20 protein-coding genes are annotated in these 23,043 nt (G+C 60.9%); 16 read left to right on the top strand and 4 right to left on the bottom strand.

What is annotated here, in order from left to right:
• Nucleotides 1-227: 227 nt before the first annotated feature.
• Complete coding sequence (locus FHT97_RS05420; RefSeq protein ID WP_183753068.1) at nt 228-1,721, top strand: MDR family MFS transporter; 1,494 nt, start codon at nt 228-230, stop codon at nt 1,719-1,721.
• Nucleotides 1,722-1,843: 122 nt separating this feature from the next.
• Nucleotides 1,844-2,125 (top strand): hypothetical protein, encoded by a 282-nt coding sequence (locus FHT97_RS05425; RefSeq protein WP_183860411.1) that lies wholly within the window; start codon nt 1,844-1,846, stop codon nt 2,123-2,125.
• Nucleotides 2,126-2,212: 87 nt separating this feature from the next.
• Here the strand turns inward: FHT97_RS05425 and FHT97_RS05430 are convergent, their stop codons facing one another.
• On the bottom strand, nt 2,213-3,124 hold the full coding sequence (locus FHT97_RS05430) for a GntR family transcriptional regulator (protein WP_183753071.1): 912 nt from the start codon (nt 3,122-3,124) through the stop codon (nt 2,213-2,215).
• A 237-nt stretch (nt 3,125-3,361) separates the two neighbouring features.
• Between FHT97_RS05430 and FHT97_RS05435 the strand changes: the two genes are divergently transcribed.
• The 7 genes from FHT97_RS05435 (at nt 3,362) to FHT97_RS05465 (ending at nt 11,321) form a co-directional block, all read left to right on the top strand.
• On the top strand, nt 3,362-4,864 hold the full coding sequence (locus tag FHT97_RS05435; RefSeq protein ID WP_183860764.1) for an altronate dehydratase family protein: 1,503 nt from the start codon (nt 3,362-3,364) through the stop codon (nt 4,862-4,864).
• A 33-nt stretch (nt 4,865-4,897) separates the two neighbouring features.
• Nucleotides 4,898-5,917: an aldo/keto reductase gene (locus tag FHT97_RS05440; protein WP_183860766.1), complete on the top strand. Its 1,020-nt coding sequence runs from the start codon at nt 4,898-4,900 to the stop codon at nt 5,915-5,917.
• Between the two features lie 9 nt (nt 5,918-5,926).
• Complete coding sequence (locus tag FHT97_RS05445; protein ID WP_183860413.1) at nt 5,927-6,373, top strand: RbsD/FucU domain-containing protein; 447 nt, start codon at nt 5,927-5,929, stop codon at nt 6,371-6,373.
• Nucleotides 6,374-6,578: 205 nt separating this feature from the next.
• The gene (locus FHT97_RS05450; protein ID WP_183860415.1) at nt 6,579-7,565 is read left to right on the top strand and encodes an ABC transporter substrate-binding protein; all 987 of its coding nucleotides are present in this window, start codon (nt 6,579-6,581) and stop codon (nt 7,563-7,565) included.
• A 123-nt stretch (nt 7,566-7,688) separates the two neighbouring features.
• Complete coding sequence (locus FHT97_RS05455; RefSeq protein WP_183860417.1) at nt 7,689-9,236, top strand: sugar ABC transporter ATP-binding protein; 1,548 nt, start codon at nt 7,689-7,691, stop codon at nt 9,234-9,236.
• 24 nt (nt 9,237-9,260) lie between these two features.
• Nucleotides 9,261-10,235, top strand: a complete 975-nt coding sequence (locus FHT97_RS05460; RefSeq protein ID WP_183753083.1) for an ABC transporter permease — start codon at nt 9,261-9,263, stop codon at nt 10,233-10,235.
• A gap of 66 nt (nt 10,236-10,301) precedes the next feature.
• Nucleotides 10,302-11,321, top strand: coding sequence for a zinc-binding alcohol dehydrogenase family protein (locus FHT97_RS05465; protein WP_183860419.1), 1,020 nt, complete (start codon nt 10,302-10,304; stop codon nt 11,319-11,321).
• Between the two features lie 29 nt (nt 11,322-11,350).
• On the opposite strand, the gene FHT97_RS05470 is transcribed toward FHT97_RS05465, so the two are convergent.
• Together FHT97_RS05470 and FHT97_RS05475 are read right to left on the bottom strand one after the other, a co-directional pair.
• Nucleotides 11,351-12,073, bottom strand: a complete 723-nt coding sequence (locus tag FHT97_RS05470; protein WP_183860420.1) for a copper homeostasis protein CutC — start codon at nt 12,071-12,073, stop codon at nt 11,351-11,353.
• Between the two features lie 30 nt (nt 12,074-12,103).
• On the bottom strand, nt 12,104-13,297 hold the full coding sequence (locus FHT97_RS05475; RefSeq protein ID WP_183860422.1) for a LysR family transcriptional regulator: 1,194 nt from the start codon (nt 13,295-13,297) through the stop codon (nt 12,104-12,106).
• Between the two features lie 420 nt (nt 13,298-13,717).
• Here FHT97_RS05475 and FHT97_RS05480 point away from each other — a divergent pair, with 420 nt between their 5' ends.
• From FHT97_RS05480 to FHT97_RS05505, 6 genes are all read left to right on the top strand, one after another.
• Nucleotides 13,718-14,626 (top strand): ABC transporter substrate-binding protein, encoded by a 909-nt coding sequence (locus FHT97_RS05480; protein WP_183860424.1) that lies wholly within the window; start codon nt 13,718-13,720, stop codon nt 14,624-14,626.
• 65 nt (nt 14,627-14,691) lie between these two features.
• The gene (locus FHT97_RS05485; protein WP_183860426.1) at nt 14,692-15,858 is read left to right on the top strand and encodes an ABC transporter permease; all 1,167 of its coding nucleotides are present in this window, start codon (nt 14,692-14,694) and stop codon (nt 15,856-15,858) included.
• Nucleotides 15,855-16,799, top strand: a complete 945-nt coding sequence (locus FHT97_RS05490; protein WP_183860428.1) for an ABC transporter ATP-binding protein — start codon at nt 15,855-15,857, stop codon at nt 16,797-16,799. The genes FHT97_RS05485 and FHT97_RS05490 overlap by 4 nt, the downstream gene beginning before the upstream one ends.
• Nucleotides 16,796-17,545, top strand: coding sequence for an ABC transporter permease (locus tag FHT97_RS05495; protein WP_183860430.1), 750 nt, complete (start codon nt 16,796-16,798; stop codon nt 17,543-17,545). Before FHT97_RS05490 ends, FHT97_RS05495 begins: the two co-directional genes overlap by 4 nt.
• 47 nt (nt 17,546-17,592) lie before the next feature.
• On the top strand, nt 17,593-17,988 hold the full coding sequence (locus FHT97_RS05500; RefSeq protein ID WP_183860432.1) for a glyoxalase superfamily protein: 396 nt from the start codon (nt 17,593-17,595) through the stop codon (nt 17,986-17,988).
• 9 nt (nt 17,989-17,997) lie between these two features.
• Entirely contained in the window at nt 17,998-20,448 is a 2,451-nt protein-coding gene (locus FHT97_RS05505) for a glycoside hydrolase family 2 protein (RefSeq protein ID WP_183860434.1), read from the top strand.
• A 116-nt stretch (nt 20,449-20,564) separates the two neighbouring features.
• Here FHT97_RS05505 and FHT97_RS05510 read toward each other — a convergent pair whose 3' ends face one another.
• Nucleotides 20,565-20,957, bottom strand: coding sequence for a PRC-barrel domain-containing protein (locus FHT97_RS05510; protein WP_183753103.1), 393 nt, complete (start codon nt 20,955-20,957; stop codon nt 20,565-20,567).
• 249 nt (nt 20,958-21,206) lie between these two features.
• Here FHT97_RS05510 and FHT97_RS05515 point away from each other — a divergent pair, with 249 nt between their 5' ends.
• Entirely contained in the window at nt 21,207-22,907 is a 1,701-nt protein-coding gene (locus FHT97_RS05515) for a long-chain fatty acid--CoA ligase (RefSeq protein ID WP_183860436.1), read from the top strand.
• Nucleotides 22,908-23,043 lie beyond the last annotated feature (136 nt).

A 23,043-nucleotide genomic window follows, 5' to 3' on the forward strand; every position in this document is an offset into this window, starting at 1 on the left:
TCGCGTCGAATTGAAAGACTGGCTCAAACTGACTCGGTCTCGAATGTTGGTCCTGCATCGGGGCTCTGCCATTGGGCGCCGCCAAACCGGCCTCGTAACCAAACGGATAATAATTGACGCCTTTGCCTCGGCGGCATAGAACGGGGCAACACTTCGCGCCGGCGCTTTTCCCCCAGTCGACTTGCCGATCATCTCAGGCACTTCGCGGAGTACCCGGAGAAGATGTCGTGTCCAATACAGCCCAGCGCTCGAACCGTGCGCTCATTGTCGCCATCATCATGCTCGCAACCTTCATGGTCGCCATCGAGGCCACGATCGTCGCGACGGCGATGCCGAAGATCGTCGGGCAGCTTGGCGGCTTTACCTACTACAGCTGGGTGTTCTCGGCTTTTCTTCTGGCGCAGTCGACGACGACCGTCATCTACGGCAAGCTTTCGGATATCTTCGGACGCAAGCCGGTGCTGATTTCGGGCATTCTGATCTTTCTCGTCGGCTCTCTGCTTTGCGGTTTCGCATGGTCCATGGCGTCGCTGATCACCTTTCGCCTGCTGCAAGGGCTTGGCGCCGGAGCCATCCAGCCGGTGACGATGACGATCATCGGCGACCTCTTCACTCTCGAGGAGCGAGGCCGGGTGCAAGGCATCATGGCGACGGTTTGGGCCACATCGGCTGTCGTCGGGCCGCTTGCCGGCGGCGTTATCGTCGATACCGTTTCCTGGGCCTGGATCTTCTGGATCAACCTGCCGATCGGCATCGTGTCGATCGCGGCTTTTGCCGCCTTCCTCAAGGAATCGGTCGCACACAAGCAGGCAAAGATCGACTATCTCGGCGCCATTCTGTTTTCGGTCGCCGTCATTGCCTTGCTCGTCCTCCTCACGGAAGCGGCGGATGCCAATGCGTGGGTCCTGGTGTCGCTTGCGGTGGTCTTCGTCGTTGCTGCTGTGCTTTTCCTGCGACAGGAGAAGCGGGCGGCAGAACCGATCATTTCGATTGCTCTCTGGAGCCGCAGGCTGGTCGCGACCAGCAACGCCGCAACATTGCTTGCCGGGATGGCGCTGATCGGTCTTTCGACCGTGTTGCCCATGTATGTCCAAGGTGTCCTTGGGCGATCGTCGATCGTCGCCGGCTTCACTTTGACCATGCTGGTCGTCGGCTGGCCTCTGGCCGTCATGCTCTCCAGCCGCTTCTTCAAGGCGTTCGGCATCCGACGCACGCTACGGGTCGGCAGCTTGATGTTTCCCTTTGGCGCAAGTTTCCTGCTGTTTCTGACGCCCGACAGCCACCCCGCGCTTGCCGGTGCAGGCTCCTTCTTCATGGGCTTCGGGATGGGGTTGATCAGCCTCACCAGCATCGCGCTCGTTCAGGACAGCGTCGAATGGTCGATGCGTGGCAGCGCCACCGCGTCGATCATCTTCGCTCGCAGCCTCGGCAATACGCTCGGTGCGACAGTGCTTGGCGCCATTCTCAACGCCGGCATCAGCCACTATGCGGTCGGCGATGCAGCAGCGTCGCTTCATGACGTGTTGAACCAGCCGACAGGATTGTCCGAGTTGGCAGCAGACCCTGCCATCCGCACGGTCTTCGATGCCTCCCTTCACTGGACGTTCTGGGGGGTGGCCGTGGTCGCCGTCCTCACGTTCCTGTCGGCCTGGCTCATTCCCGTGGGACGCGAACATAGCCGGACGCCGGTGGCGTCAGCCGCCAGCGAAGCGTCGCATTAGATCCTCGCCGCCACCCTCATTATGCTCCCGAACAACGCCAATGCGGTGGCTCGGCGCGTCATTTTTCAAGGAACCAGTTCTTTCCTCCTTCGTTGGTCTTCCATGAATGAAGGAGAATTGACATGCGAAAGACCCTTATGAACTGTACCGTTGCGGCGATGGCGCTATGTTCGTTCGTCGCTCCTGCCATGGCCGACGGTGTGATCGTGACTCGCGAACGAAGTTACGACGACTACGACCAGGCGCGCCCTGCAATTACCATTAACGAACACGGCATCAGAGTTGGCGCCGTCCGTGATCGTGATCGTGATCGCTATTATCGTGATGGCTGCTACACCAAGACCATCAGAACAACGACCGACGATGGGGATGAGATCACCAAAACGGTGCGTCGCTGCAGATAATCACGATCGCGGATGATATCCTTTCACCCCAGCAGGCGGCGGACGTGCAGTAGCGTAAACCCGGCTTCGGCCGTGTTTGCTCTTAGACTACTTCTCGATAGCACCGTCGTCGGTGGCGGTTAATGGAATGGATTGGAGCAGCGTCTGACGCGCCGACCTCAAATGCAGACGACAGGCGGAATTGATCGCCGCCTGATCGCCTGACTCCAGCGCAGCAATGTAGTCGAGATGCTCATGAATGGCGCGTTCGTTGCGCTCGCGCGCGAACGCCTTGTTCCATTGGTAGTGATAGTGAAAGATGATCGCGATCGCGTCGTAGAAGTCAGCGATGAAGCGGTTTTTCGACGCTCCGTGGATCAGCAGGTGGAAACGTTCGTCGAGCGCCGAAAAATCCTTGTAGCGCCTGTCGAGGTCGCGCAGCATGGCCTGATGCTCGGCCTTGATGTCAGACAATGCGCGCCATGCCTCGCTCTCTGGTGGAAGCCGGCCGAATTCGGCGGCCGAATGCAGCTCGAACATCTCGCGCACCTCGGCGAGCTCAAGCGCGAAATCGCGGGTGAACCCCTTGAGTATCCAGTGGCTGTTCGGCCGTTTCTCGATCAGGCCGAACCGCGAAAAGCGGATCAGGAACTCACGGACGCTCGTGGTGCCGGTGCCGATCTCGCGCGCCAGTTCCAGCTCATTGATCTGCATGCCTGGCGCGGCATCATCCGACAAGATGCGCTGCATGAAGCTGCGCTCGATGATGTCGTGGAGTGAATTCGTCTCTTCCGATGGAAAGAAATCGTCTTCCGTCGGTTGGCGCAGAACGATCTTCTGGCGCTTGTTCCAGCGGATGATTCCTGCATCGCTGAGCCGTGTCAGGATGGCGCGCGCCGTGCTGCGGCTGATCCCCAGCTGGGCCGCGATCTCAGGCTCAGACGGCAGCGCCGCGTCGGTGCGCAAAGCGGCGACATAGCGGTTGTAGGCTTCCTTGAAGACTGTATTCTGCCTTGCCATGCACCCCGCCCTCTTGCCTCGGCAACACGGATCGGGCGGCCGCAGAGTTGCGGTGCGCAGCGTGGCAGAAGCTTATCTCTCGGCAATCCTTATCTTATTTTGGATTGCATGCGGCTGTTTGCCTCCCTCGTCCACAGGATCGATAATCCCGTTGACTTGAAAATGTTTATTGTAGATAAAAAACAAAATCAATGAACATTCGCCGACGCAGCGAGTGTTTCCCTAGGGAGAAGAATGTTGACCAAAGACCCTTGGATCATCCTGTCCGCCGGCGACAATGTTGCGGTCGCGACGGCGGCGATTCCCTCCGGCGCGACGGTCGCCGGCATCCAGACACGGCAGAAGATCGATCCCGGCCACAAGATCGCGTTGGCCGATATTCCGCTTGGCCAGCCGGTCGTCAAATACGGTCAGGCCATTGGACGCACGACGGCTGACGTTAAGGCCGGCGACCATATTCACAGCCACAATCTGCATTTCGAGAACGACCGCCTTGCGGCAACCGCCAACTCGGCGCCCGAGGAAGCAAGTGCGACGGACCGGGCGCGCACCTTTATGGGCTATCGCCGCGCCGATGGTCGTTCGGCGACGCGCAACTACATCGGCATCATTGCCAGTGTGAACTGTTCCACCACGGTCTGTCGGGCGATTGCTGACGAGGCCAACCGGACGATCCTTCCGCATTTCGACGGCATCGACGGCTTCGTGCCGATCGTGCACGATCAGGGCTGCGGCATGAGCTCCACCGGCGACGGCATGGCGGTACTGCACCGGACACTTGCCGGCTATACCCGGCATGTCAACTTCGGCGGCGTGCTGATGATCGGCCTTGGCTGCGAAGTCAACCAGCTCACACTCTACGGCCAGAGCGGCGCCGGCAATGCCAAGCGTCATTTCAACATCCAGGACGCCGGCGGCTCGCGCCGCGCCGTCGAGCGCGCCATGGGCATGCTACGTGAAATTGCCCAGGATGTCGGCAAGGAAAAGCGGGTTGCGCTGCCAATCAGCGATATCATCATCGGCCTGCAATGCGGCGGCTCGGACGGCTTTTCCGGCATCACCGCCAACCCGGCGCTCGGCGTGGCCGCCGACTTGCTGGCGGCTGCCGGCGGCACGGCGATCCTTTCCGAAACCTCCGAAATCTACGGTGCGGAGCATCTTCTGCGCAGCCGCGCCGTCAGCGACGAGGTTGCCAGGAAGCTCGACGACAAGATTGCCTGGTGGGAAAAGTATGTCGAGTTGCACGGCGCGTCGCTCGACAACAACCCCTCGCCTGGCAACAAGCGTGGCGGCTTGACGACGATCCTCGAAAAGTCGCTGGGTGCCGTCGCCAAGGGCGGCCGCTCGCCTCTGACCGCCGTCTACGGTTATGCCGAGCGCGTCACCGCACCGGGTCTCGTCTTCATGGACACCCCCGGCTACGATCCGGTCTCGGCGACCGGCCAGGTCGCCGGCGGCGCGAACATGATCGCCTTCACCACCGGTCGCGGCAGCTGTTTCGGCTGTCGCCCGGCGCCGTCGATCAAGCTTTCCAGCAATTCGGCTCTCTATGCCTCGATGGAAGAGGACATGGATATCGACTGCGGCACGATCGCGACAGGTGACGCTACGATCAGCGCCAAGGGCCGCGAGATCTTCGACCTGATCATCGACACGGCATCAGGCAAGAAGACGAAGAGCGAGGAATTCGGCTACGGCGACAACGAATTCGTGCCGTGGCACCTCGGAGCCACGCTCTAAGGCAGCGCATATCAAGTCTTCAGAGGAGGAATGATGAAGACGAGGAGGATCGGCAGGACAGAGCTTGAGGTCACCGAAGTGAGCTTCGGTGGCGCCGCTCTCGGTGGCCTCTATCGGGCCTGCCCGCGCGAACAGGCCATGGAGACGCTCGAGGCTGCGTGGGCCAGCGGAATTCGCTACTTCGATGTCGCACCATGGTATGGCCTCGGCCTCGCCGAGCGTCGCTTCGGCGACTTCCTGCGCGACAAGCCGGAGAACGAATGGGTGCTGTCGACCAAAGTCGGCCGGCTTCTACGCCCAGTGCCGACGGGGACGGTCCCCGACTACAGCTATGTCAACCCGCTCTCCTTCGATGCCGACTACGACTATTCCTACGACGGCATCATGCGCTCGGTGGAGTTCAGCTACGCGCGTCTCGGACTGAACCGGATCGACATCCTCTATGTCCACGATCTTGGCGGATACACACATGGTGCGGCGAAAAACGCCGTTCTTCAGAAGCAGTTCCTGGACACCGGCATCAAGGCGCTTGAGGAACTGAAATCTTCCGGCGCGATCAAGGCCTTCGGGCTCGGCGTCAACGAGGTCCCGGTGTGCCTCGACGTCATGCACAACGCCGACATCGACTGCATCCTTATGGCAGGGCGCTATACGCTGCTCGACCGGTCTGCGGTTGCCGAGCTGCTGCCGCTCTGCCGGAAGAAGGGTACCTCGCTCGTGGTCGGGGGCGTCTTCAACTCCGGCATCCTGGCGACGGGCCCGGTGCCCGGGTCGCATTTCGACTATATGCCGGCGACGGACGACATTCTCGCCAAGGTCGGCGATATGGAGAAGATCGCCGCCAAATATGGCGTGCCGCTGGCTGCTCCGGCGTTGCAGTTTGCGCTCCAGGATCCAATCGTATCGTCCGTGCTGATCGGTACTGCAAAGGCTTCCAGCCTGACGCGCAACATGGCGCTTTTCGAGCCCGCTTTGCCGGACTCGATCTTCCCTGAATTCGACCCCCTGACGCTCGTCGCTCCGCCGCTCGGCGAAGACGCCGTGCGTGTTTGAGGACCTACCATGCTTAGAGGTATTCACCCCATTCTCAATCCCGACCTGCTCCGTGCGATTGCCCGCATGGGACATGGGGACGATATCGTCATCGCCGATGCCAATTTCCCTTCAAGCACCATGGGCCCGGAGGTCATTCGTGCAGACGGCGTCACCGCGACCGATATGGCCGAGGCCATCCTCACGCATTTTCCGCTCGACACCTTCGTGCCCGAGTCCGCATGGCGCATGGAGGTGGTGGGCGATCCGACCGCCGTGCCCGAAGTTTGCGCCGAGTTTCAGGAGATCGTGACAAGACGGGCCGGCGATTTCACGATTGCCTCGCTGGAACGCTTCGCCTTCTATGAGCGTGCGCGGACCGCTGCCTACATCGTGGCGACGACTGAATTCCGGTTGTATGGCAACTTGATTTTGAAGAAAGGCGTGGTCCATCCGCATGAAGTCTATCGCGGCTGACAGAACTTTAGCCAGCGATTGAACAACTGAAAAAACAATTACTTGGGGTGAAGAAAGAAACGATAATCAAGTCCGCCGCGCTACTTGCAATTTGACTTTCGCTCGGCTAGCTTCTGATGGTAATTGTTTTTTATCGATAAAAATCGCCCGCCTGCGTTCAGCGGTACGGTTTCTAGGAGGAGAACGCATCTTGGAGGAGAACCACATGCGCATGAAATCGATTCTCTCCCGCCGAGCCTTTACGGCTCTCGCGGGCGCCGCCGTTATCGCCACCGCAATGCCGGTGTCGTCGTTTGCGGCTGACGTGACGATCCCGATCATCGTCAAGGACACGACGTCCTTCTACTGGCAGATCGTTCTGGCCGGCGCCCGCAAGGCAGGTCAGGATCTCGGCGTCAACGTTCCGGAACTCGGCGCACAGGCCGAATCCGACATCAACGGCCAGATCAGCATTCTTGAGAACGCTGTTGCCGGCAAGCCGGCTGCAATCGTCATCTCGCCGACCGAGTTCAAGGCACTCGGCAAGCCGATCGACGAAGCTGCCAAGTCCGTTCCGATCATCGGCATCGACTCCGGCGCTGATTCCAAGGCCTTCAAATCGTTCCTGACAACCGACAACGTCCAGGGCGGACGTATCGCTGCTGACGGGCTTGCCGCTGCCATCAAGGAAATGACGGGCAAGGAAGAAGGCGAGGTCGTCATCCTCACCAACCTTCCGGGCGTCGGCTCTCTCGAGCAGCGCCGTGAAGGTTTCCTCGATCAGGTCAAGACGAAGCATCCTGGCCTGAAGGTCATCGCCGACAAGTACGGCGACGGTCAGGCAACGACCGGTCTCAACATGATGACCGACCTGATCACTGCCAATCCGAACCTTGTCGGCGTCTTCGCCTCGAACCTCATCCTCGGACAGGGTGTTGGCCAGGCGATCGCGGAAAACAAGCTCGGCGACAAGATCAAGGTCATCGCCTTCGACAGCGACGACAAGACGGTCGGCTTCCTCAAGGACGGCTCGCTTGCAGGTCTCGTCGTGCAGGATCCTTATCGCATGGGCTATGACGGCGTGAAAACCGCGCTCGCCGTATCCAAGGGCGAAAAAGTCGAAGAAAACGTCGACACCGGTGCAAACCTGGTCACCAAGGCCAACATGAGCGACCCGAAGATCGACGCTCTGCTGAACCCCAAGATCAAGTAAATAACATGACGGTGGCCGCGCGAGAGGAAATCCCGCGCGGCCTTTCCTTCACCTGTGTTATCGTCCGCCTGAGGAGTGCGGGCGGCCGGTGGAGAGACGGCAATTCGCGAGGAGGAAACGCCCATGAGCCTGGAAGAGGTCAGTCATCGCCACGATGACAGCGCCAAGCTGACGGAGGCAAACCGCATTCCTGCGGGCGCCCCGATCCTCGAACTCAAGGGACTCCAAAAAAATTACGGCTACGTCCAGGCGCTGAAACCAGCGACGGTGACGTTCCTGGCCGGTGAAATTCATGCGATCGTCGGCGAGAACGGCGCCGGTAAATCGACGCTCATCAAGCTTCTGACCGGCGTAATCACCAGAACGGCTGGCGAAATTCTCTGGTGCGGCCATCCGGTCGCCCTGGCGACGCCGAACGAGGCGATCGCACGCGGCATCAATGCCGTCCATCAGGAAGTCGTTCTCTGCCCGCATCTGACGGTCGCGGCCAACCTCTTTCTCGGCGACGAGGTCAACAAGTACGGCCTGATGCGCAAGAAAGAGATGGAGAGGATGGCACAGGCCGTCCTCGACGATCTCGGCTTCGGGCTCCCAGCCCATGTCCTGCTGAGCGATCTGACGATCGGCCAGCAGCAACTCGTCGCGACGGCACGCGCGGCAATGCGCGGCACGCAGTTCCTGATCTTCGACGAACCGACCGCCTACCTGACCCGCCAGGAATCGGCCCAGCTTTTCAAGCTGATCCGCCGTCTGCAGGGTGAGGGCGTCACCATCGTCTACATCAGCCACCGCATGGAAGAAGTGTTCGAGCTCGCCGACCGCGTTTCGGTGCTGCGCGACGGAACGCATGTCGGCACGCGCACGATCGGCGAGACGAACGAAGGCGAGCTGATCGCGCTGATGATCAACCGTTCGATCGAGCAGATCTACCACAAGGAAGAGATCCCGATCGGCGAAACGATCGTCGACGTGCGTGGGCTGTCCGGCCCCGGTTTCGAGAACGTGTCGCTCTCGGTCAAGGCCGGGCAGATTGTCGGCCTCTACGGCTTGATCGGCGCAGGGCGCAGCGAGTTCGCGCTTGGCCTCTACGGCAGAGAGAAAACGACCGGCGAGATCCATTGGATGGGCAAGAAGGTCGATATCAAGGATGAGCGCACTGCGATGGAACTTGGCATCGCGCTGGCACCTGAGAGCCGCCGCGACCAGGGACTTTGCCTCAACTTGCCGATCGGGCTGAACATCAACCTCCCCGTCTTCAAACGGCTGAGCAAAGGCCCCGTCATCAGCCACAGCGAGGAATCACAGAACGCCGACCAGCAGATTCGCGATCTCGCGATCAAGACGCCAAGCCGACGCGTTCTCGTCTCGGCCATGTCGGGCGGCAATCAGCAGAAGGTCGTCATCGGCAAGTGGCTGAGCCATGGCGCCCGGCTCTTCATCTTCGATGAGCCGACGGTGGGCGTCGATGTCGGCACGAAGGCGGAAATCTACCGGCTGTTTGCCAAGCTTCTGAAGCAGGGCGCCGGGATCATCCTGATCTCGTCCTATCTGCCGGAAGTTTATGAACTCGCGGACAGGCTGCACGTCTTCCGTCGCGGCCAGCTTGTTGCCAGCCACGACTTCCACGCGGCAACACATGAAGAAGTGCTCGGCGAAGCGATCGGCGTCTAAAAGAATAAGAGGGAGAGACCATCAATGACCGTAACCCCCACTGAGATCGCAGCGCCGCCGGCGCGCCGGAAAGTGAATATCCTCTTCGGCCTGACCCTTATCGGTCTCCTGGCGTTCCTCTGGATCCTTCTCGGCTTCGTGACCGCCAGCTTCTGGACGCCGCTGAACATCTCGAACCTGCTGCGCCAGGGCGCCATGACCGCCATTCTGGCGCTCGGGCAGACCTTCGTGATCATTACCGCCGGCATCGACCTCTCGGTCGGCGCGATCGTCGGTTTCTGCACCGTCATCCTCGCCTGGCTGCTGCAGGCGGGCGTGCCGGTTTGGGCCTCCATTCTCATCACCCTACTGATCGGCGTCGGTATCGGGGTGTTCCACGGCTTCGGCATCGTCAAGATGGGGTTGCCGCCGTTCATCATCACGCTGGCAACGCTGACCTCGCTGCGTGGTATCGGACTGCTGATCACCAATGGTTCGACGATCAACATCGTCAACGAGCCCTTCACGAACTTTGCCCGCGCCGACTTTCTCGGCGTGCCAAGCCTGTTCTGGATGGTCATTCTCGTTGCGGTCCCGTCCTATGTCTTCCTGCACTTGAGCCGTTGGGGGCGTTATCTCTTCGCCGTCGGTTCGAACCGCGAAGCGGCCCGCCTGTCGGGCGTGCGGGTGAACGGCATCATCTATCTTGCCTACATTCTCTCCGCGACGTTTGCGGCCTTCGTCGGCGTTCTCCTTGCCTCGCGTATCGCGATCGGCAACGCCACACAGGCGGACGGATGGGAACTGCAGGCAATCGCCTCGTCTGTCATCGGCGGCACCAGCCTGTTCGGCGCTGTCGGTTCGGTTCATGGACCACTGATCGGTGCATTCATTCTGGCAACCATCAACAACGGCGCGAACTTGCTCAACGTCAACTCGTTCTGGCAGCGCATCATCACCGGTTTGCTGATTATCGTGATCGTCTACTTCGATCAGCTGCGCCGCCGCCGCAACCCGTAAGCCGGCAGCGACATACGGAGCCGGCCCCACGGCCGGCTTCTTCCATTCCAGGAATGCGAGATCATCATGAAAGCAGTGCTCTGCAAAGAACCCGGTGTCCTCGAACTCGTGGAACGCCCTTCCCCTGCCGCGCCCGAAGCCGGTTGGGTAAGGCTTGCGGTCAGCCACGTCGGCATCTGCGGTACGGACTACCATATCTTCGAGGGCAAGCATCCGTTCCTGGAGTATCCCCGGGTGATGGGGCACGAGATTTCGGCGACGATTCTGGAAGCCGGCGACGGGGTTGCCATGGCGGTCGGTTCACCTGTCATCGTCAACCCCTATCTTTCTTGTGGCATCTGCGTCGCCTGCCGTCAGGGCAAACCGAATTGCTGCACGAGCATCAAGGTCCTTGGCGTCCATACCGACGGAGCCTTCTGCGAGGAAATCACCGTTCCAGCCAGCAATCTTTATGCTGCGAACGGCGTGAGCCTTGAAGCGGCAGCAACCACCGAATTTCTGGCGATCGGCGCCCATGCGGTTCGCCGTTCGATGGCGCCAGCCGGATCGCGCTCCCTTGTCATCGGCGCCGGTCCGATCGGGCTGGGCGCGGCGATCTTCTCGCGGATTGCGGGACATGATGTGACCTTGCTCGATACCAGCCGAGAGCGTTTGCAGATGGCTGCGGATCGTTTCGGCTTCTCCTCAGGCATCCTCGCCGGGGAAGGCGTCGCCGAAGCGGTCAAGGCGAAGACCGACGGCGATGGTTTCGACGTCGTCTTCGATGCGACCGGCTATGGCCCATCCATGGAGAAAGCCTTCAGCTTTGTCGCCCATGGCGGCGCGCTGGTGCTGGTCAGCGTCGTCAAGGACGACATCCGCTTCTCCGATCCTGAGTTTCACAAGCGGGAAATGATGGTGATCGGCAGCCGCAACGCGACCCGATTGGATTTCGAGCATGTGGCGGACTCGATTGCCAAGGGCCTTGTCCCGGTCGACAAGCTGATCACGCATCGAACGACATTGGCGAATGCACCACGAGACCTGGCACGCTGGGCACACGAAAAAGGCGGGCTGATCAAGGCCGTGATCAAGATCGGCACCTAAGCCATCCCAATGCCTACGCTGGCGAACGATCAGGCTGCGTCGATCGCTGCCCGCATCTGGCGGACGACGCTGGCATCCGTCCGGTTTGTCGCTGCAGCCTCAAAGCCGAAGGCGACGGCGCGCGGATCGAGACTCTCGACCGGCGAACTGCAGGAGGCGTGAACCTCGCTTGTTCCGGTGGCCCGCAGGAACTCAGCAACGTTGCCGGGCCGTACGCCACTACCCGGCATGATGGCGATACGGCCGGCGGCCTTGCGGGAGAGACGGCTCAGCGTCTCCAGGCCATCGATTGCCTTCGGCACACAGCCGGATGTCAGGATGCGCTCGCAGCCAAGCTCGATCGCCTGCTCCAATGCCGCATCGGCATCCGGCACAAGATCGAAGGCGCGATGGAGTGTTGATCCAAGCCCCTCGGCGCGGGCTTTCAGCCGGCTGATCAGCGGCACATCAAGCGTGCCGTCCTTGCGATTGGCACCGATGACGACGCCGGCTAGGCCGAAGGCACGCACGGCATCGATGTCGGTCATCATCGCTTCTTCGTCGGCCGCATCGAACACGAAGGGGCCGGCATGCGGGCGGATCATTGCATAGACCGGAATAGGCGCCGCAGCTGCGGCTTTCATCAGGCCCGCGACGGGCGTCAATCCGCCCAGTTCCAGGGCCGAGCAGAGTTCGATGCGGTTGGCGCCGCCGGCAATTGCTGCCGCAAGACCTTGCGGGCTGTCCACGCACACTTCCAGCAAAACACTCACGCTCGAATCTCCTTGTCCGCCGCTGTCTCTTTAAGCGAAGGCGCGCTCTTGTGCGACGGGTTCGGCGATTATTTTGGCAATGGCCGCTGTTATCATGGCGCTTGCGTCAGCCGAAGCTTTCCGATGGTTGAAGGCGACATGATAAGACATCGGGATGGACTCCTCGAGTTCGACGATGCGAACTTTGTCGGCAATGGGCATGGCGCTGACGCGGCCTAGAAACGAGATGTAGCCATGGTTGGCGACAAGGTCGACGATCACGGGCAGGGAGTCGGCCGCGGTAATGTCCTGATTGCGGTGCCTGCGATTGGCGGTGCGCTCATGGCTGAGCGCCATTGCGGCGTGCCCAAGCCCTGTTCGAGAACTCGGCGTGCAGATCGCGTGACCTTCGACGAGCTCGGCCACCGTCCGTTCGCGGCTCTGGGGCGGTGCGATGAGGACCATGTCGGTCTTCAGCAACTCTCGATGCTGGAAGTGCTCCAGACCGAAAACGGAGTCGAGAATGGCAACGTCGATCCGGCCGGACTTCAAAGCCTCCCGCAAGTCATCCGCCGTCATCAGAACCAGAGACAGCGCATTCTTACTGCGGCGGGCGTTCCATTCGGCGACAAGGGCCCCGAGGCACCGCGCGACCCAGCTTTCCGATCCTGTCGGAATGATCGAACCGATGCGCAGCGCCCGCGCCGTGCGCTGATAGCGTTCGTCGGCGGTCGCTTTCAGATCATTCCACTCCTGCGTGACGGCCTGGAAAATGGCGTAGACCCGGCCGCCCTGCTCGGTCAGCGCCGAGCCGTTGGCTTGGCGCTCGAAGAGGCGATGACCCAGCGCCTTTTCCAAAGTCGCGATCTGAAGCGAAAGCTGCGGCTGACCAAGTTTCAGCCGTCGCGCCGCCCGGTTGATGCTGCCTTGGTCGGCGACCTCCAGAAATCGCTCCATCGTGGCGATCTTGATCGGCAGACGCGCCGGTTCGCCGGTCCCGATCCAATTTGCCAGTTCTTCGGCTGACTGTACGATCGGGGCGAGCTTTTCGCGCACGTCGTTGCTGGCGAGAAGCGTGGTTAGCTCACCGGAGCTGCGCTCCGTCAGCTTGAGCGCAAGCTCGGTCTCGAGATTGCGGACCGCCGTCGAGACCGTCGATGCTGCAAGCGAAAGGCTGCGCGCCGTCTCTCTGACCGAGCCGGATGCGAGCACGTGACTGGCGACAAACAACGTGCCGAGCTGCAATCGTTTTCTCCGTAACAATATGAAAAATCGAACGATATGGTGTGTTCGCGAAAAAAGATATCCCTGTCGCGAAATCAGACCGGTATCGTTCTCATCAAGAACAAAACCGGGTTGGACAGTAGAAGCACTGAAGAGCACCGGACATCTGCGGAAACACGCAAGGGAACAAAAACAAATCGCTGCAGCGACGGAAAAGGAAATGCATTTTCGCGCAAGCATTTGCATTCACCGCCATAATCGCGCCGCGAACGCAAAACTGGAGAGGCTTGCATCGATTTTTCGAACGCGAACGCTATTTCCATGACGCACGTATTTCCGGCATGATCGCAGCCGGGCTGCTTTCGCCGGTGATTTTATACGTGAAAGGCTCCCGCCGGGGCCTGCCACGAGGTCAAACGGTGTAAATCAAGGGGACAATCCATGTTGAAGAAATTCGCTCTTGCCGTCTCGCTTTCCGCATTTGCGGCAGGTGCGGCCCATGCTGCAGACGTCGTCGTTTCATCCAAAATCGATACTGAAGGCACGCTGCTCGGCAACGTGATCGTGCTCGCGCTCAATGCAAACGGCATCAAGACGCAGGACCGCGTTGCGCTTGGGACGACGCCGGTTCTTCGCAAGGCAATCACCGCAGGCGAAATCGACATCTATCCGGAATATACCGGCAATGCCGGCTTCTTCTTCAACAAGGCCGACGATGCAGCCTGGAAGAACCTGCAGCAGGGCTACGACCTCGCCAAGAAGCTCGACTACGACGCCAACAAGATCGTCTGGCTGACGCCCTCCCCGGCCAATAACACCTGGGCGCTCGCTGTACGCAACGACGTCGCCGGCCCGAACAACCTGAAGACCATGTCGGACTTCGGCAAGTGGGTCTCCGGCGGTGGCGCTGCCAAGCTTGTGGCTTCCGCCGAATTCGTCAACTCGGCCGGCGCGCTTCCGGCATTCCAGACGACCTACGGCTTCACGCTGAAGCCGGACCAGGAAATCGTCCTTTCGGGCGGTGACACGGCCGCGACCATCAAGGCGGCAGCCGACCAGACGAACGGCGCCAACACCGCCATGGTCTATGGCACCGACGGCGCGATTCAGGCTGCGGAACTGACGGTCCTGGAAGACGACAAGAACGTCCAGCAGGTCTATGCGCCCACCGCGATCATCCGCGAGGAGGTGCTGAAGGCAAACCCGAAGATCGAGGAAGTGCTCGCCCCAATCTTCAAGAGCCTGAACGCCGACGAACTGCGCAAGCTGAACGGCAAGATCCAGGTCGACGGCGAGCCGGCGAAATCGGTTGCCGAAGGCTACCTGAAGGAAAAGGGCTTCCTGAAGTAATCTCGTTGCCAGACGCTCCGCCTGTTCGCGGGCGGAGCAGCCTTTCGACCGGACAGGATGGATCGATGGAAGAAACCTTAGCGGTCCGCAAACTGGACCGGCTTGGCGTGGTGCTGGTGACGGCAGGTGTCGTTGCAACTGCGCTCCTGCCCTTCATCTATGTGAAGGCAAACCGCATCGCCGCCGGAAAGCCCCTGCTGCTGACGCAGCTGCTCAATCAACCCTCCGCCATCATCCTGACAATTCTGCTTATCGTCACCGCTCTGGCCGTTCTGTTTCTGCAAAATGCGATGCTGCGGCTGGTGGTTTCGACCCTCTGTTTTGCAGCCCTGCTGGCGACCATCGGTTTTGCTGCCTCGGCCTTCACCCCGCCCAACAGCAATGCCGCGCGCATGACGCCGGGCGGTGGGTTCTGGGTGCTGTTTGCGGTGATCGGGCTCATCGTCTCGGATGCTCTTGTGAAGATCAAGCTGACCCCGTGGATGCGCATTGCGGCGCTTGTTATATACACTGGCTTGCTCGGCATCTTCCTTGCGTCCGGACTGCTCGACGATCTCTCTATCATGAAGGAATTCGCGACCCGATCCGCTCAGTTCTGGACGGAAGCGCTCGCTCATTTGCTGCTGGCGTTCGGCTCGCTGGCGATCGCCATCGTCATCGGCCTGCCGCTAGGTATCCTGTGCTTTTGGGTTCCAAAGTTACGCGCCGTCGTGCTGCAGGGCCTTAGCCTGATCCAGACGATCCCGAGCCTCGCGCTCTTCGGCATCCTGATGCTGCCGCTCGGCTACCTCGCGACGCATGTGCCCGCCGCGGCCTCGATCGGCATTCGCGGCATCGGAGCCGCGCCGGCGTTGATCGCGCTTGTCCTCTATTCGCTGTTGCCGATCGTCGCCAACACCGTCGTCGGTCTGCAGGGCGTAGATCCCTCGGTGCGTGATGCCGCGGCGGGCATGGGATTGACGCGCCGCCAGATTTTGACCGGCATCGACCTGCCGCTTGCCTTTCCGGTCATCCTCACCGGCATCCGCATCGTCCTGGTGCAGGCGATCGGCCTGGTGACGGTCGCGGCTCTGATCGGCGGTGGCGGCTTCGGCATCTTCATCTTCCAGGGGCTTGGTCAAACGGCCATGGACCTCGTTCTGCTCGGCGCCGTGCCGACCGTTTTCTTCGCCTTCTCTTCGGCCGTCATCCTCGATGCGGTCGTCGACAGCATACGGGGATCCGCCGCATGAGCATGATCGAAATCAGGAACGTCACCAAGCGCTACGGCACGGCGACCGTGGTCGACAGCGTCTCGATGGCTGTGGAGAAGGGTTCGATCACCGTCGTTGTCGGCACCTCCGGCTCGGGTAAATCGACGCTCATGCGGATGATCAACCGGCTTGTGCCGATCACGTCGGGCGAGATCTTCGTCGGTGGCCAGAACATCATGGACGTGCCTGTGACCGAGTTGCGCCGCAAGATCGGCTATGCGATCCAGGGGCACGGCCTTTTTCCGCACCGGACCGTTGCGCAAAACATCGCGACGGTGCCGCAGCTCCTCGGCTGGGATACGGTGAAAGTCAACGACCGCGTCGAGGAACTGCTCGGCCTGTTCAACCTCGATCCCGCGACATTTGCCGAGAAATACCCACACCAGCTGTCCGGCGGCCAGCAGCAGCGAGTCGGCGTTGCGCGGGCCCTCGCCGCGGAACCGGAACTGCTGCTGATGGACGAGCCGTTCGGTGCGCTCGATCCCGTCATCCGCGGCAAGGCGCAGGACGATCTATTGGCGATCCAGAAGCAGTTCGGTACAACCGTCGTCCTCGTGACGCACGACATGGACGAAGCCTTCCATCTTGGCAACCAGATCGCCGTGATGAGCGCCGGCAAGCTGCTGCAATGCTCTGCACCCGAAAAGATCCTGACTGAGCCGGCGGACCCCTTTGTACAGCAGTTGACCGGCACCTCCGACCGGGCGCTGAAGCTGATGTCGCTGCTGCCGCTGAGGGAAAGCATGGAGCCGGCAAAGTCAGGCCTGGCTTACGCATTACCGCAATCGCTCAGCTTGCGCGACGCCCTGGCCGAGATGATCTGGCAGGGCGTTGACGAAGCCGCGGTTCAAAACGCGGACAAGGCACCTGTTGGCTCTATCTCTATGACCAGACTGCTCGAACTGGGCCGCAAAGCATGAGGCTCGTCTTTGCGAACCTCTTTCGCGTTGGCGCGCTGGTATTGCTGCTGATCCTGTTGTTCAGGACGGAGTGGCTGTCGTTCCTGCTCGTGCCGTTGACGAGCAACAATGCGCCGGCAGTCTATACCCAAAACAGCCTTCCGCAGCTTGCCGCTTCGCATCTCTTCCTCGTGGCGATCTCGATCGTCGGCAGCGCCGTTCTGGCGATCCTCGGCGGCATCTTTGTCACCCGCAAGAGCGGTGAGGACTTCCTGCCGTTGTCCCGGGCGATCGCCAGTGCCGGCCAGACTTTCCCGCCGGTGGCGGTGCTCGCCCTTGCCGTACCCGCGACCGGCTTCGGCGCCGGACCGACCTTGATCGCCCTCTTTCTCTATGGCCTACTGCCGATCTTCGAGAACACCGTCTCTGGCCTCAAGCAGGTGTCTCCCTCGGTGCTCGATGCCGCCGACGGCATGGGCATGAATGGTACACAGCGGCTCTTTCAGGTGGAATTGCCGCTCGCCCTGCCGCTGATCCTCGAGGGCTTGAAGATTGCGACCGTCATCAATATCGGCACGGCAACGATCGGCTCGACGGTGGCCGCCAAGGGCCTCGGCGAAGTCATCATCGCCGGGCTGATCTCCGACAACACCGCCTTCATCCTCCAGGGCGGCCTGATCGTCGGCCTGATGGCGGTGCTGATCTATGACGCGATGGGGCTGATCGAAAACGCCATCACTGAAAGAATTGGCTTGCGCCCGGCATGAGGCGGCGGCTACCAAGGCTGCCGTGATATCGGCAATGGGAGGCAGCTTTGGCCAAGATGATTCACTCCATGATCCGCGTCCTCGACGAGGCGCGTTCGGTCGAGTTCTATGGCAAGGTGCTCGGCCTCAAGGTCGCCGATCGCATCGACTTCGACACCTTCACCCTGATTTACATGAGCAATGACGAGACCGGCTTCGAGCTGGAGCTGACGGTCAACAAGGGGCGCAGCGAGCCCTATGATCTCGGCAACGGCTATGGGCATCTGGCCCTCTCCGTCCAGGAGGTCGAGGTGGAGCACAAGCGCCTGACCGAGGCCGGCCTGAACCCCGGCAAGATCGTCGAGCTCAATCGCGACGGCAAGCTGCTGGCGCTGTTCTTCTTCATCACCGATCCCGACGGCTACAAGATCGAAGTCCTGCAGCGTCACGGCCGTTATCTCTAAGAGTTTCTCATGATCGAAAAGACCGAACTGAACCGGGGCTGGACGCTCTCCTGCAACGTTACAGGTCGACGCGACCTGCCTGCTGAAATTCCGGCACAGGTACCCGGCTACGTGCATCTCGACCTGCTCGCCAACCGACTCATCCCCGATCCCTATCTCGACGTCAACGAGATCACCAACGACTGGATCGGCAAGGAAGACTGGACCTATCGCTGCAGCTTCGATGCATCGCCGGATGCCGGGAAGGTCCAGGAACTGGTGTTCGAAGGCCTCGATACCGTCGCGACGATCGTGCTGAACGGCGAGGAGCTCGGCCGCACCTTCAACATGCACCGCATCTATCGCTTCGACGTGTCGGAGCGGCTCAAGCAAGGTGCGAACGAGCTGGTCGTGACCTTCCGCTCCGCTTACGCCTACGGCGCCGAGATGGAGGCGCATTACGGCTATCGCCCGAACAATTATCCCGGCCCCGGCAACCTGATGCGCAAGATGGCCTGCAACTTCGGCTGGGACTGGGGTCCGACGCTGGTGACAGCGGGGATCTGGAAGCCGGCGCGGCTGGAAAGCTGGGAGCGAGCCCGACTTGCGGAGACACGGGTTTCGGCGACGCTTGCCGGCGGCGACGGGCGCGTGACAGTTCGTGCAAGCGTCGAGCGCCAAGACGGCGTTCCGGCAAAACTTGTTGCAACCCTCGCCGGCGTCAGCCATGTCGCCGAACTCCCGGAGGGAGCTGACGAGGTCGAGTTCCAGCTGACCGTTCCCTCGCCGCAGATCTGGTGGCCGCACCATCTTGGCGCCCAGCCGCTCTATCCGCTGCAAATCGAATTGCGGGACGGCGTAAGCTATGACTTACTCGACAGTTATTCGAAGGAGATCGGCTTTCGTTCGGTTCGGCTCGATACGGCTCCAGACGAACACGGCTCCGCCTTCACCTTCGTCATCAACGACGTGCCGCTTTTCGTCTGCGGCGCGAACTGGATTCCTGACGATTGCTTCCCGTCGCGGGTAACGGTCGAGCGCTACGTTTCCCGCATCGAGGAGGCGAAAGCTGCGAACATCAACCTGCTGCGCGTCTGGGGCGGCGGCATCTTCGAGCGCGACGAATTCTACGAGGCCTGCGACCGCGCCGGCATGCTCGTCTGGCAGGATTTCCTGTTTGCCTGTGCCTCCTATCCGGAAGAAGAACCCTTGCGCAGCGAGGTCGAAGCCGAGGTCCGCGACAACGTCGTGCGCCTGATGCCGCATCCGTCGCTGATCGTCTGGAACGGCAATAACGAGAACATCTGGGGTTTCGACGAATGGGGCTGGCGGCCTATCATCAAGGAGGGCGTGAGCTGGGGGCTCGGCTACTATCTCGACGTCCTGCCGAAGCTCTGCGCCGAGCTGGATCCCGATCGGCCGTACTATCCCGGTAGCCCCTACTCCGGGACGATGGAGATCGAGCCCAACGCCGATGAGCACGGCTGCAAGCATATCTGGGACGTCTGGAACGACGTCGGCTACGAGATCTATCGCAACTACATCCCGCGCTTCTGCTCCGAATTCGGCTGGCAGGCGCCGCCGAACTGGGCGACGATCGAAGAAAGCGTGCACGACGCGCCGCTGACGCCGGTTTCCAACGGCGTGTTCCATCATCAGAAGGCCACCCAAGGCAATGACAAGCTGATCCGCGGCCTTGCCGGGCATCTGCCTGTGCCGCAGACGATGGACGACTGGCACTTCGCAACACAGCTGAACCAGGCACGCGCCATCCGCTTTGCGATCGAGCACATGCGCTCGCATCGCGACATCTGCAAAGGTGCCGTCGTCTGGCAGTTCAACGATTGCTGGCCGGTGACGTCCTGGGCAGCACTCGATTCAGCGGGACGGCGCAAGCCGCTCTGGTATGCAATGCAGCAGGCATTCGATCCCAGGCTGCTGACGATCCAGCCACGCAACGGTGGACTGGCAGCCGTCGCCGTCAACGAACGCACGCTGTTCTGGCGCTCGAAAATATCAGGCAAACGGCTGCGGCTTGACGGAACGGTACTGGCCGAATTCGAGTTCTGGCGGCTGCTCTGCGACCGGTTTGAGGCGAAGGAGTTTCCGCTGTCGGCCGATGTCGCAACGCCGGATGATGCCGGTAACGAGCTCATCGTCGTGCAGATGCTTGACCGGCGCGCCTTCCACTATTTCGCCGAGGACTTTGATTTGAAGCTCCCGGCACCGCGGGCGTCGATCGAGCTTAGCGCCACCACGGAAGGATATGCTGTGACAATTACGGCACAGACCTTCCTTAAGGATCTCTGCCTCATGGCCGACCGGCTCGATCCTGATGCAGTCGTCGATTCCATGCTGGTCACGTTGCTTCCGGGTGAAAGCCACACATTCGCGCTGCGCACTGCAAAAGCGTTCTCGGCAGGCGATATCGCACTTGGCACAGTGCTGCGCTCAGCCAACGACCTCGTTGCCAGAAGCTGAAAAGGCCCCGTCCGCGACGGGGCCCATCCAGGTCGTTTTACCACGCCGCGCGTCAGAAGGCGCGTTGGCGCAGCGCATGTACGCGCGATCGATGGATCGCACGTGAGCGGACGACGTTACATCCAGTAGGGCGGCACGCCGTAGTAATCATACACTCGGCGGCCATTATCGTTGTACCAGGTGTCGTCATCATCCGCATAGCTCGGCGCGCCTTCGATCTGCTCCTTCGTCAGGTCGATGCGATAGCCGTCCAGCTGGGTGTCGTAGCTCAGCTTTTCCCACGGCAGTGGATAGTGATCGTGGCCAATACCCAAGAAACCGCCGAACTCAAGCACGGCGTAGGCAACGCGGCCGTCCCGCTTGCCGAGGATCAATCGTTCGATCGAACCGATATGCTTGCCATCGGCTCCATAGACGCGGGTGCCTTCCACGCGGTCGCTGGCAATCAGCGTCGGAGTATCCTTCACGTTCGGGTCACGGCGGGTGTTGTCAGCGTCCTGATGCAGCATGGTGCACCTCCTTTTGGTTTTCCTCGTGGTTGGTCCACGCATAAAAACGCTACCCCGAACTCGATGTTCCCAACTTTACTCACGACAACCGCAGACGCTGCGTTATTGACGTTTACGTTAAGGTTAGTGTAGCTCTATTCTCAGCTTGAACCATTCAGGCGATGACATAAGCTGCCGCGTTGGAAGATGGAGGATCGTCCAATCGGCTTGCCGGTTGGACCGGCCGGCAGCGACAGGGAGAGAGACAATATGAACAGCATTTCCGTCCATCCAGGCGGTGCGAAGCCCGAAAAGCCCTGGCTTGCGACTTATCCCGAGAGTGTGCCGGCAGAGCTTCCCGCACTGGAATACGAATCGTTGGCGGAATTGCTCGAGAAATCCTGCGCGCGCTATGCCAATCGCACCGCCTTTTCCAGCATGGGCAAGACACTGACCTACGGCGCGCTTGAAAGCCAAACCCGCAAGATTGCGGCGTGGCTGCAGAGCATCGGCCTCGAGAAGGGTGATCGCATCGCCGTCATGATGCCGAACGTCCTGCAGAATCCGGTCGCCGTTTACGGCATCCTGCGCGCCGGCTTCGTGGTCGTGAATGTCAATCCGCTTTACACGCCCCGCGAACTGGAACACCAGCTGCGCGATTCCGGCGCCAAGGCCATTTTCGTGCTCGAGAATTTCGCTCGCACGGTCGAGCAGGTGCTGGTCAAAACCGACGTGCGCCATGTCGTCGTCACGTCGCTCGGCGAGATGCTGGGCGCCAAGGGCTTGATCGTCAATCTGCTCGTGCGAAGGGTCAAGAAGCTCGTTCCCTCATGGTCGATCCCCCAGCACAAAACGTTCAAGCAGGTGCTCGGCGAGGGCGCAGGCAAATCACTGAAGCCCGCAAGCCTCAAGGGTAACGACATCGCCTTCCTGCAATACACCGGCGGCACGACGGGCATCGCCAAGGGCGCAGTGCTGACGCACAGGAACCTGCTCTCCAACAAGCTGCAGCTCGAACTCTGGCTGGAATCGGCCTTCGACAAGAAGCCGCGCCCGGAGGTCCTGAACTTCCTCTGCGCCTTGCCGCTCTATCACATCTTCGCGCTGACGGTGAATTCGCTGATGGGCATGTCGCTCGGCGCCCACAATATCCTCGTCGCCAATCCGCGCGATATTCCGGCCCTGGTCAAGGAATTCGGCAAGGTGAAGGTTCATATCTTCCCCGGTCTCAATACGCTCTTCAATGCGCTGATGAACAATGCCGATTTTGCCAAGCTGGACTTCTCTAACATCGTGATGTCGCTCGGTGGCGGCATGGCAGTGCAGCGGCCGGTCGCCGAGCGCTGGATGAAGATCACCGGCTCCCACATTACCGAGGGCTACGGGCTTTCCGAGACCTCGCCGGTGGCGACGGCGAACCGCTTCGATTCGGCGGAGTTCACCGGCTCGATCGGCCTGCCGATCCCCTCCACCGATCTCGACATTCGCGACGAGGACGGCAACTCGCTGCCTCTCGGCGAAATCGGCGAAATCTGCATCCGCGGGCCGCAGGTGATGGCCGGCTATTGGAACAAGCCGGAGGAAACCGCCCGTGTGATGACGGCGGACGGCTATTTCCGCACCGGCGACATGGGTTTCATGGATGCACGCGGCTATACCAAGATCGTCGACCGGAAGAAGGACATGATCCTCGTCTCCGGCTTCAACGTCTATCCGAACGAAATCGAGGAAGTGGCGGCGATGCATCCGGGCATTCTCGAAGCGGCAGCGGTCGGCATCCCCGACGGGCACTCCGGCGAGGCCGTGAAGCTCTTTGTGGTGCGCAAGGATCCGGCGCTGACGGAGGCCGATGTGAAGGCGCATTGCGCTGCGAACCTCACCAACTACAAGCGTCCGCGCTTCGTGGAATTCCGCACCGAGTTGCCAAAGACGCCGGTCGGAAAAATCCTGCGCAAGGATCTCCGCGGCTAAGTTTGACGGTTGCGTGAAATTACGGCCATCCGCTTAGGCGGGTGGCTTTTTTGCGTCCAGGGAGGTCGCCGAACTTGATTTGCGCCCTACAAAGCGAATAGTTTCCGCGACCCTCTCGCCCTGCAAAGGAGCCTCC

This window comes from Rhizobium sp. BK399 (assembly GCF_014194695.1).
In the GTDB taxonomy this organism is placed as follows: Bacteria; Pseudomonadota; Alphaproteobacteria; order Rhizobiales; family Rhizobiaceae; genus Rhizobium.

Bases quoted from the DNA above. Each gene is read 5' to 3' on its own strand.
- FHT97_RS05425 (WP_183860411.1), top strand. From the start codon at position 1,844: ATGCGAAAGACCCTTATGAACTGTACCGTTGCGGCGATGGCGCTATGT.
- FHT97_RS05430 (WP_183753071.1), bottom strand. From the start codon at position 3,124: ATGGCAAGGCAGAATACAGTCTTCAAGGAAGCCTACAACCGCTATGTC.
- FHT97_RS05440 (WP_183860766.1), top strand. From the start codon at position 4,898: ATGAAGACGAGGAGGATCGGCAGGACAGAGCTTGAGGTCACCGAAGTG.
- FHT97_RS05445 (WP_183860413.1), top strand. From the start codon at position 5,927: ATGCTTAGAGGTATTCACCCCATTCTCAATCCCGACCTGCTCCGTGCG.
- FHT97_RS05450 (WP_183860415.1), top strand. From the start codon at position 6,579: ATGCGCATGAAATCGATTCTCTCCCGCCGAGCCTTTACGGCTCTCGCG.
- FHT97_RS05455 (WP_183860417.1), top strand. From the start codon at position 7,689: ATGAGCCTGGAAGAGGTCAGTCATCGCCACGATGACAGCGCCAAGCTG.
- FHT97_RS05460 (WP_183753083.1), top strand. From the start codon at position 9,261: ATGACCGTAACCCCCACTGAGATCGCAGCGCCGCCGGCGCGCCGGAAA.
- FHT97_RS05465 (WP_183860419.1), top strand. From the start codon at position 10,302: ATGAAAGCAGTGCTCTGCAAAGAACCCGGTGTCCTCGAACTCGTGGAA.
- FHT97_RS05480 (WP_183860424.1), top strand. From the start codon at position 13,718: ATGTTGAAGAAATTCGCTCTTGCCGTCTCGCTTTCCGCATTTGCGGCA.
- FHT97_RS05485 (WP_183860426.1), top strand. From the start codon at position 14,692: ATGGAAGAAACCTTAGCGGTCCGCAAACTGGACCGGCTTGGCGTGGTG.
- FHT97_RS05490 (WP_183860428.1), top strand. From the start codon at position 15,855: ATGAGCATGATCGAAATCAGGAACGTCACCAAGCGCTACGGCACGGCG.
- FHT97_RS05495 (WP_183860430.1), top strand. From the start codon at position 16,796: ATGAGGCTCGTCTTTGCGAACCTCTTTCGCGTTGGCGCGCTGGTATTG.
- FHT97_RS05505 (WP_183860434.1), top strand. From the start codon at position 17,998: ATGATCGAAAAGACCGAACTGAACCGGGGCTGGACGCTCTCCTGCAAC.
- FHT97_RS05510 (WP_183753103.1), bottom strand. From the start codon at position 20,957: ATGCTGCATCAGGACGCTGACAACACCCGCCGTGACCCGAACGTGAAG.
- FHT97_RS05515 (WP_183860436.1), top strand. From the start codon at position 21,207: ATGAACAGCATTTCCGTCCATCCAGGCGGTGCGAAGCCCGAAAAGCCC.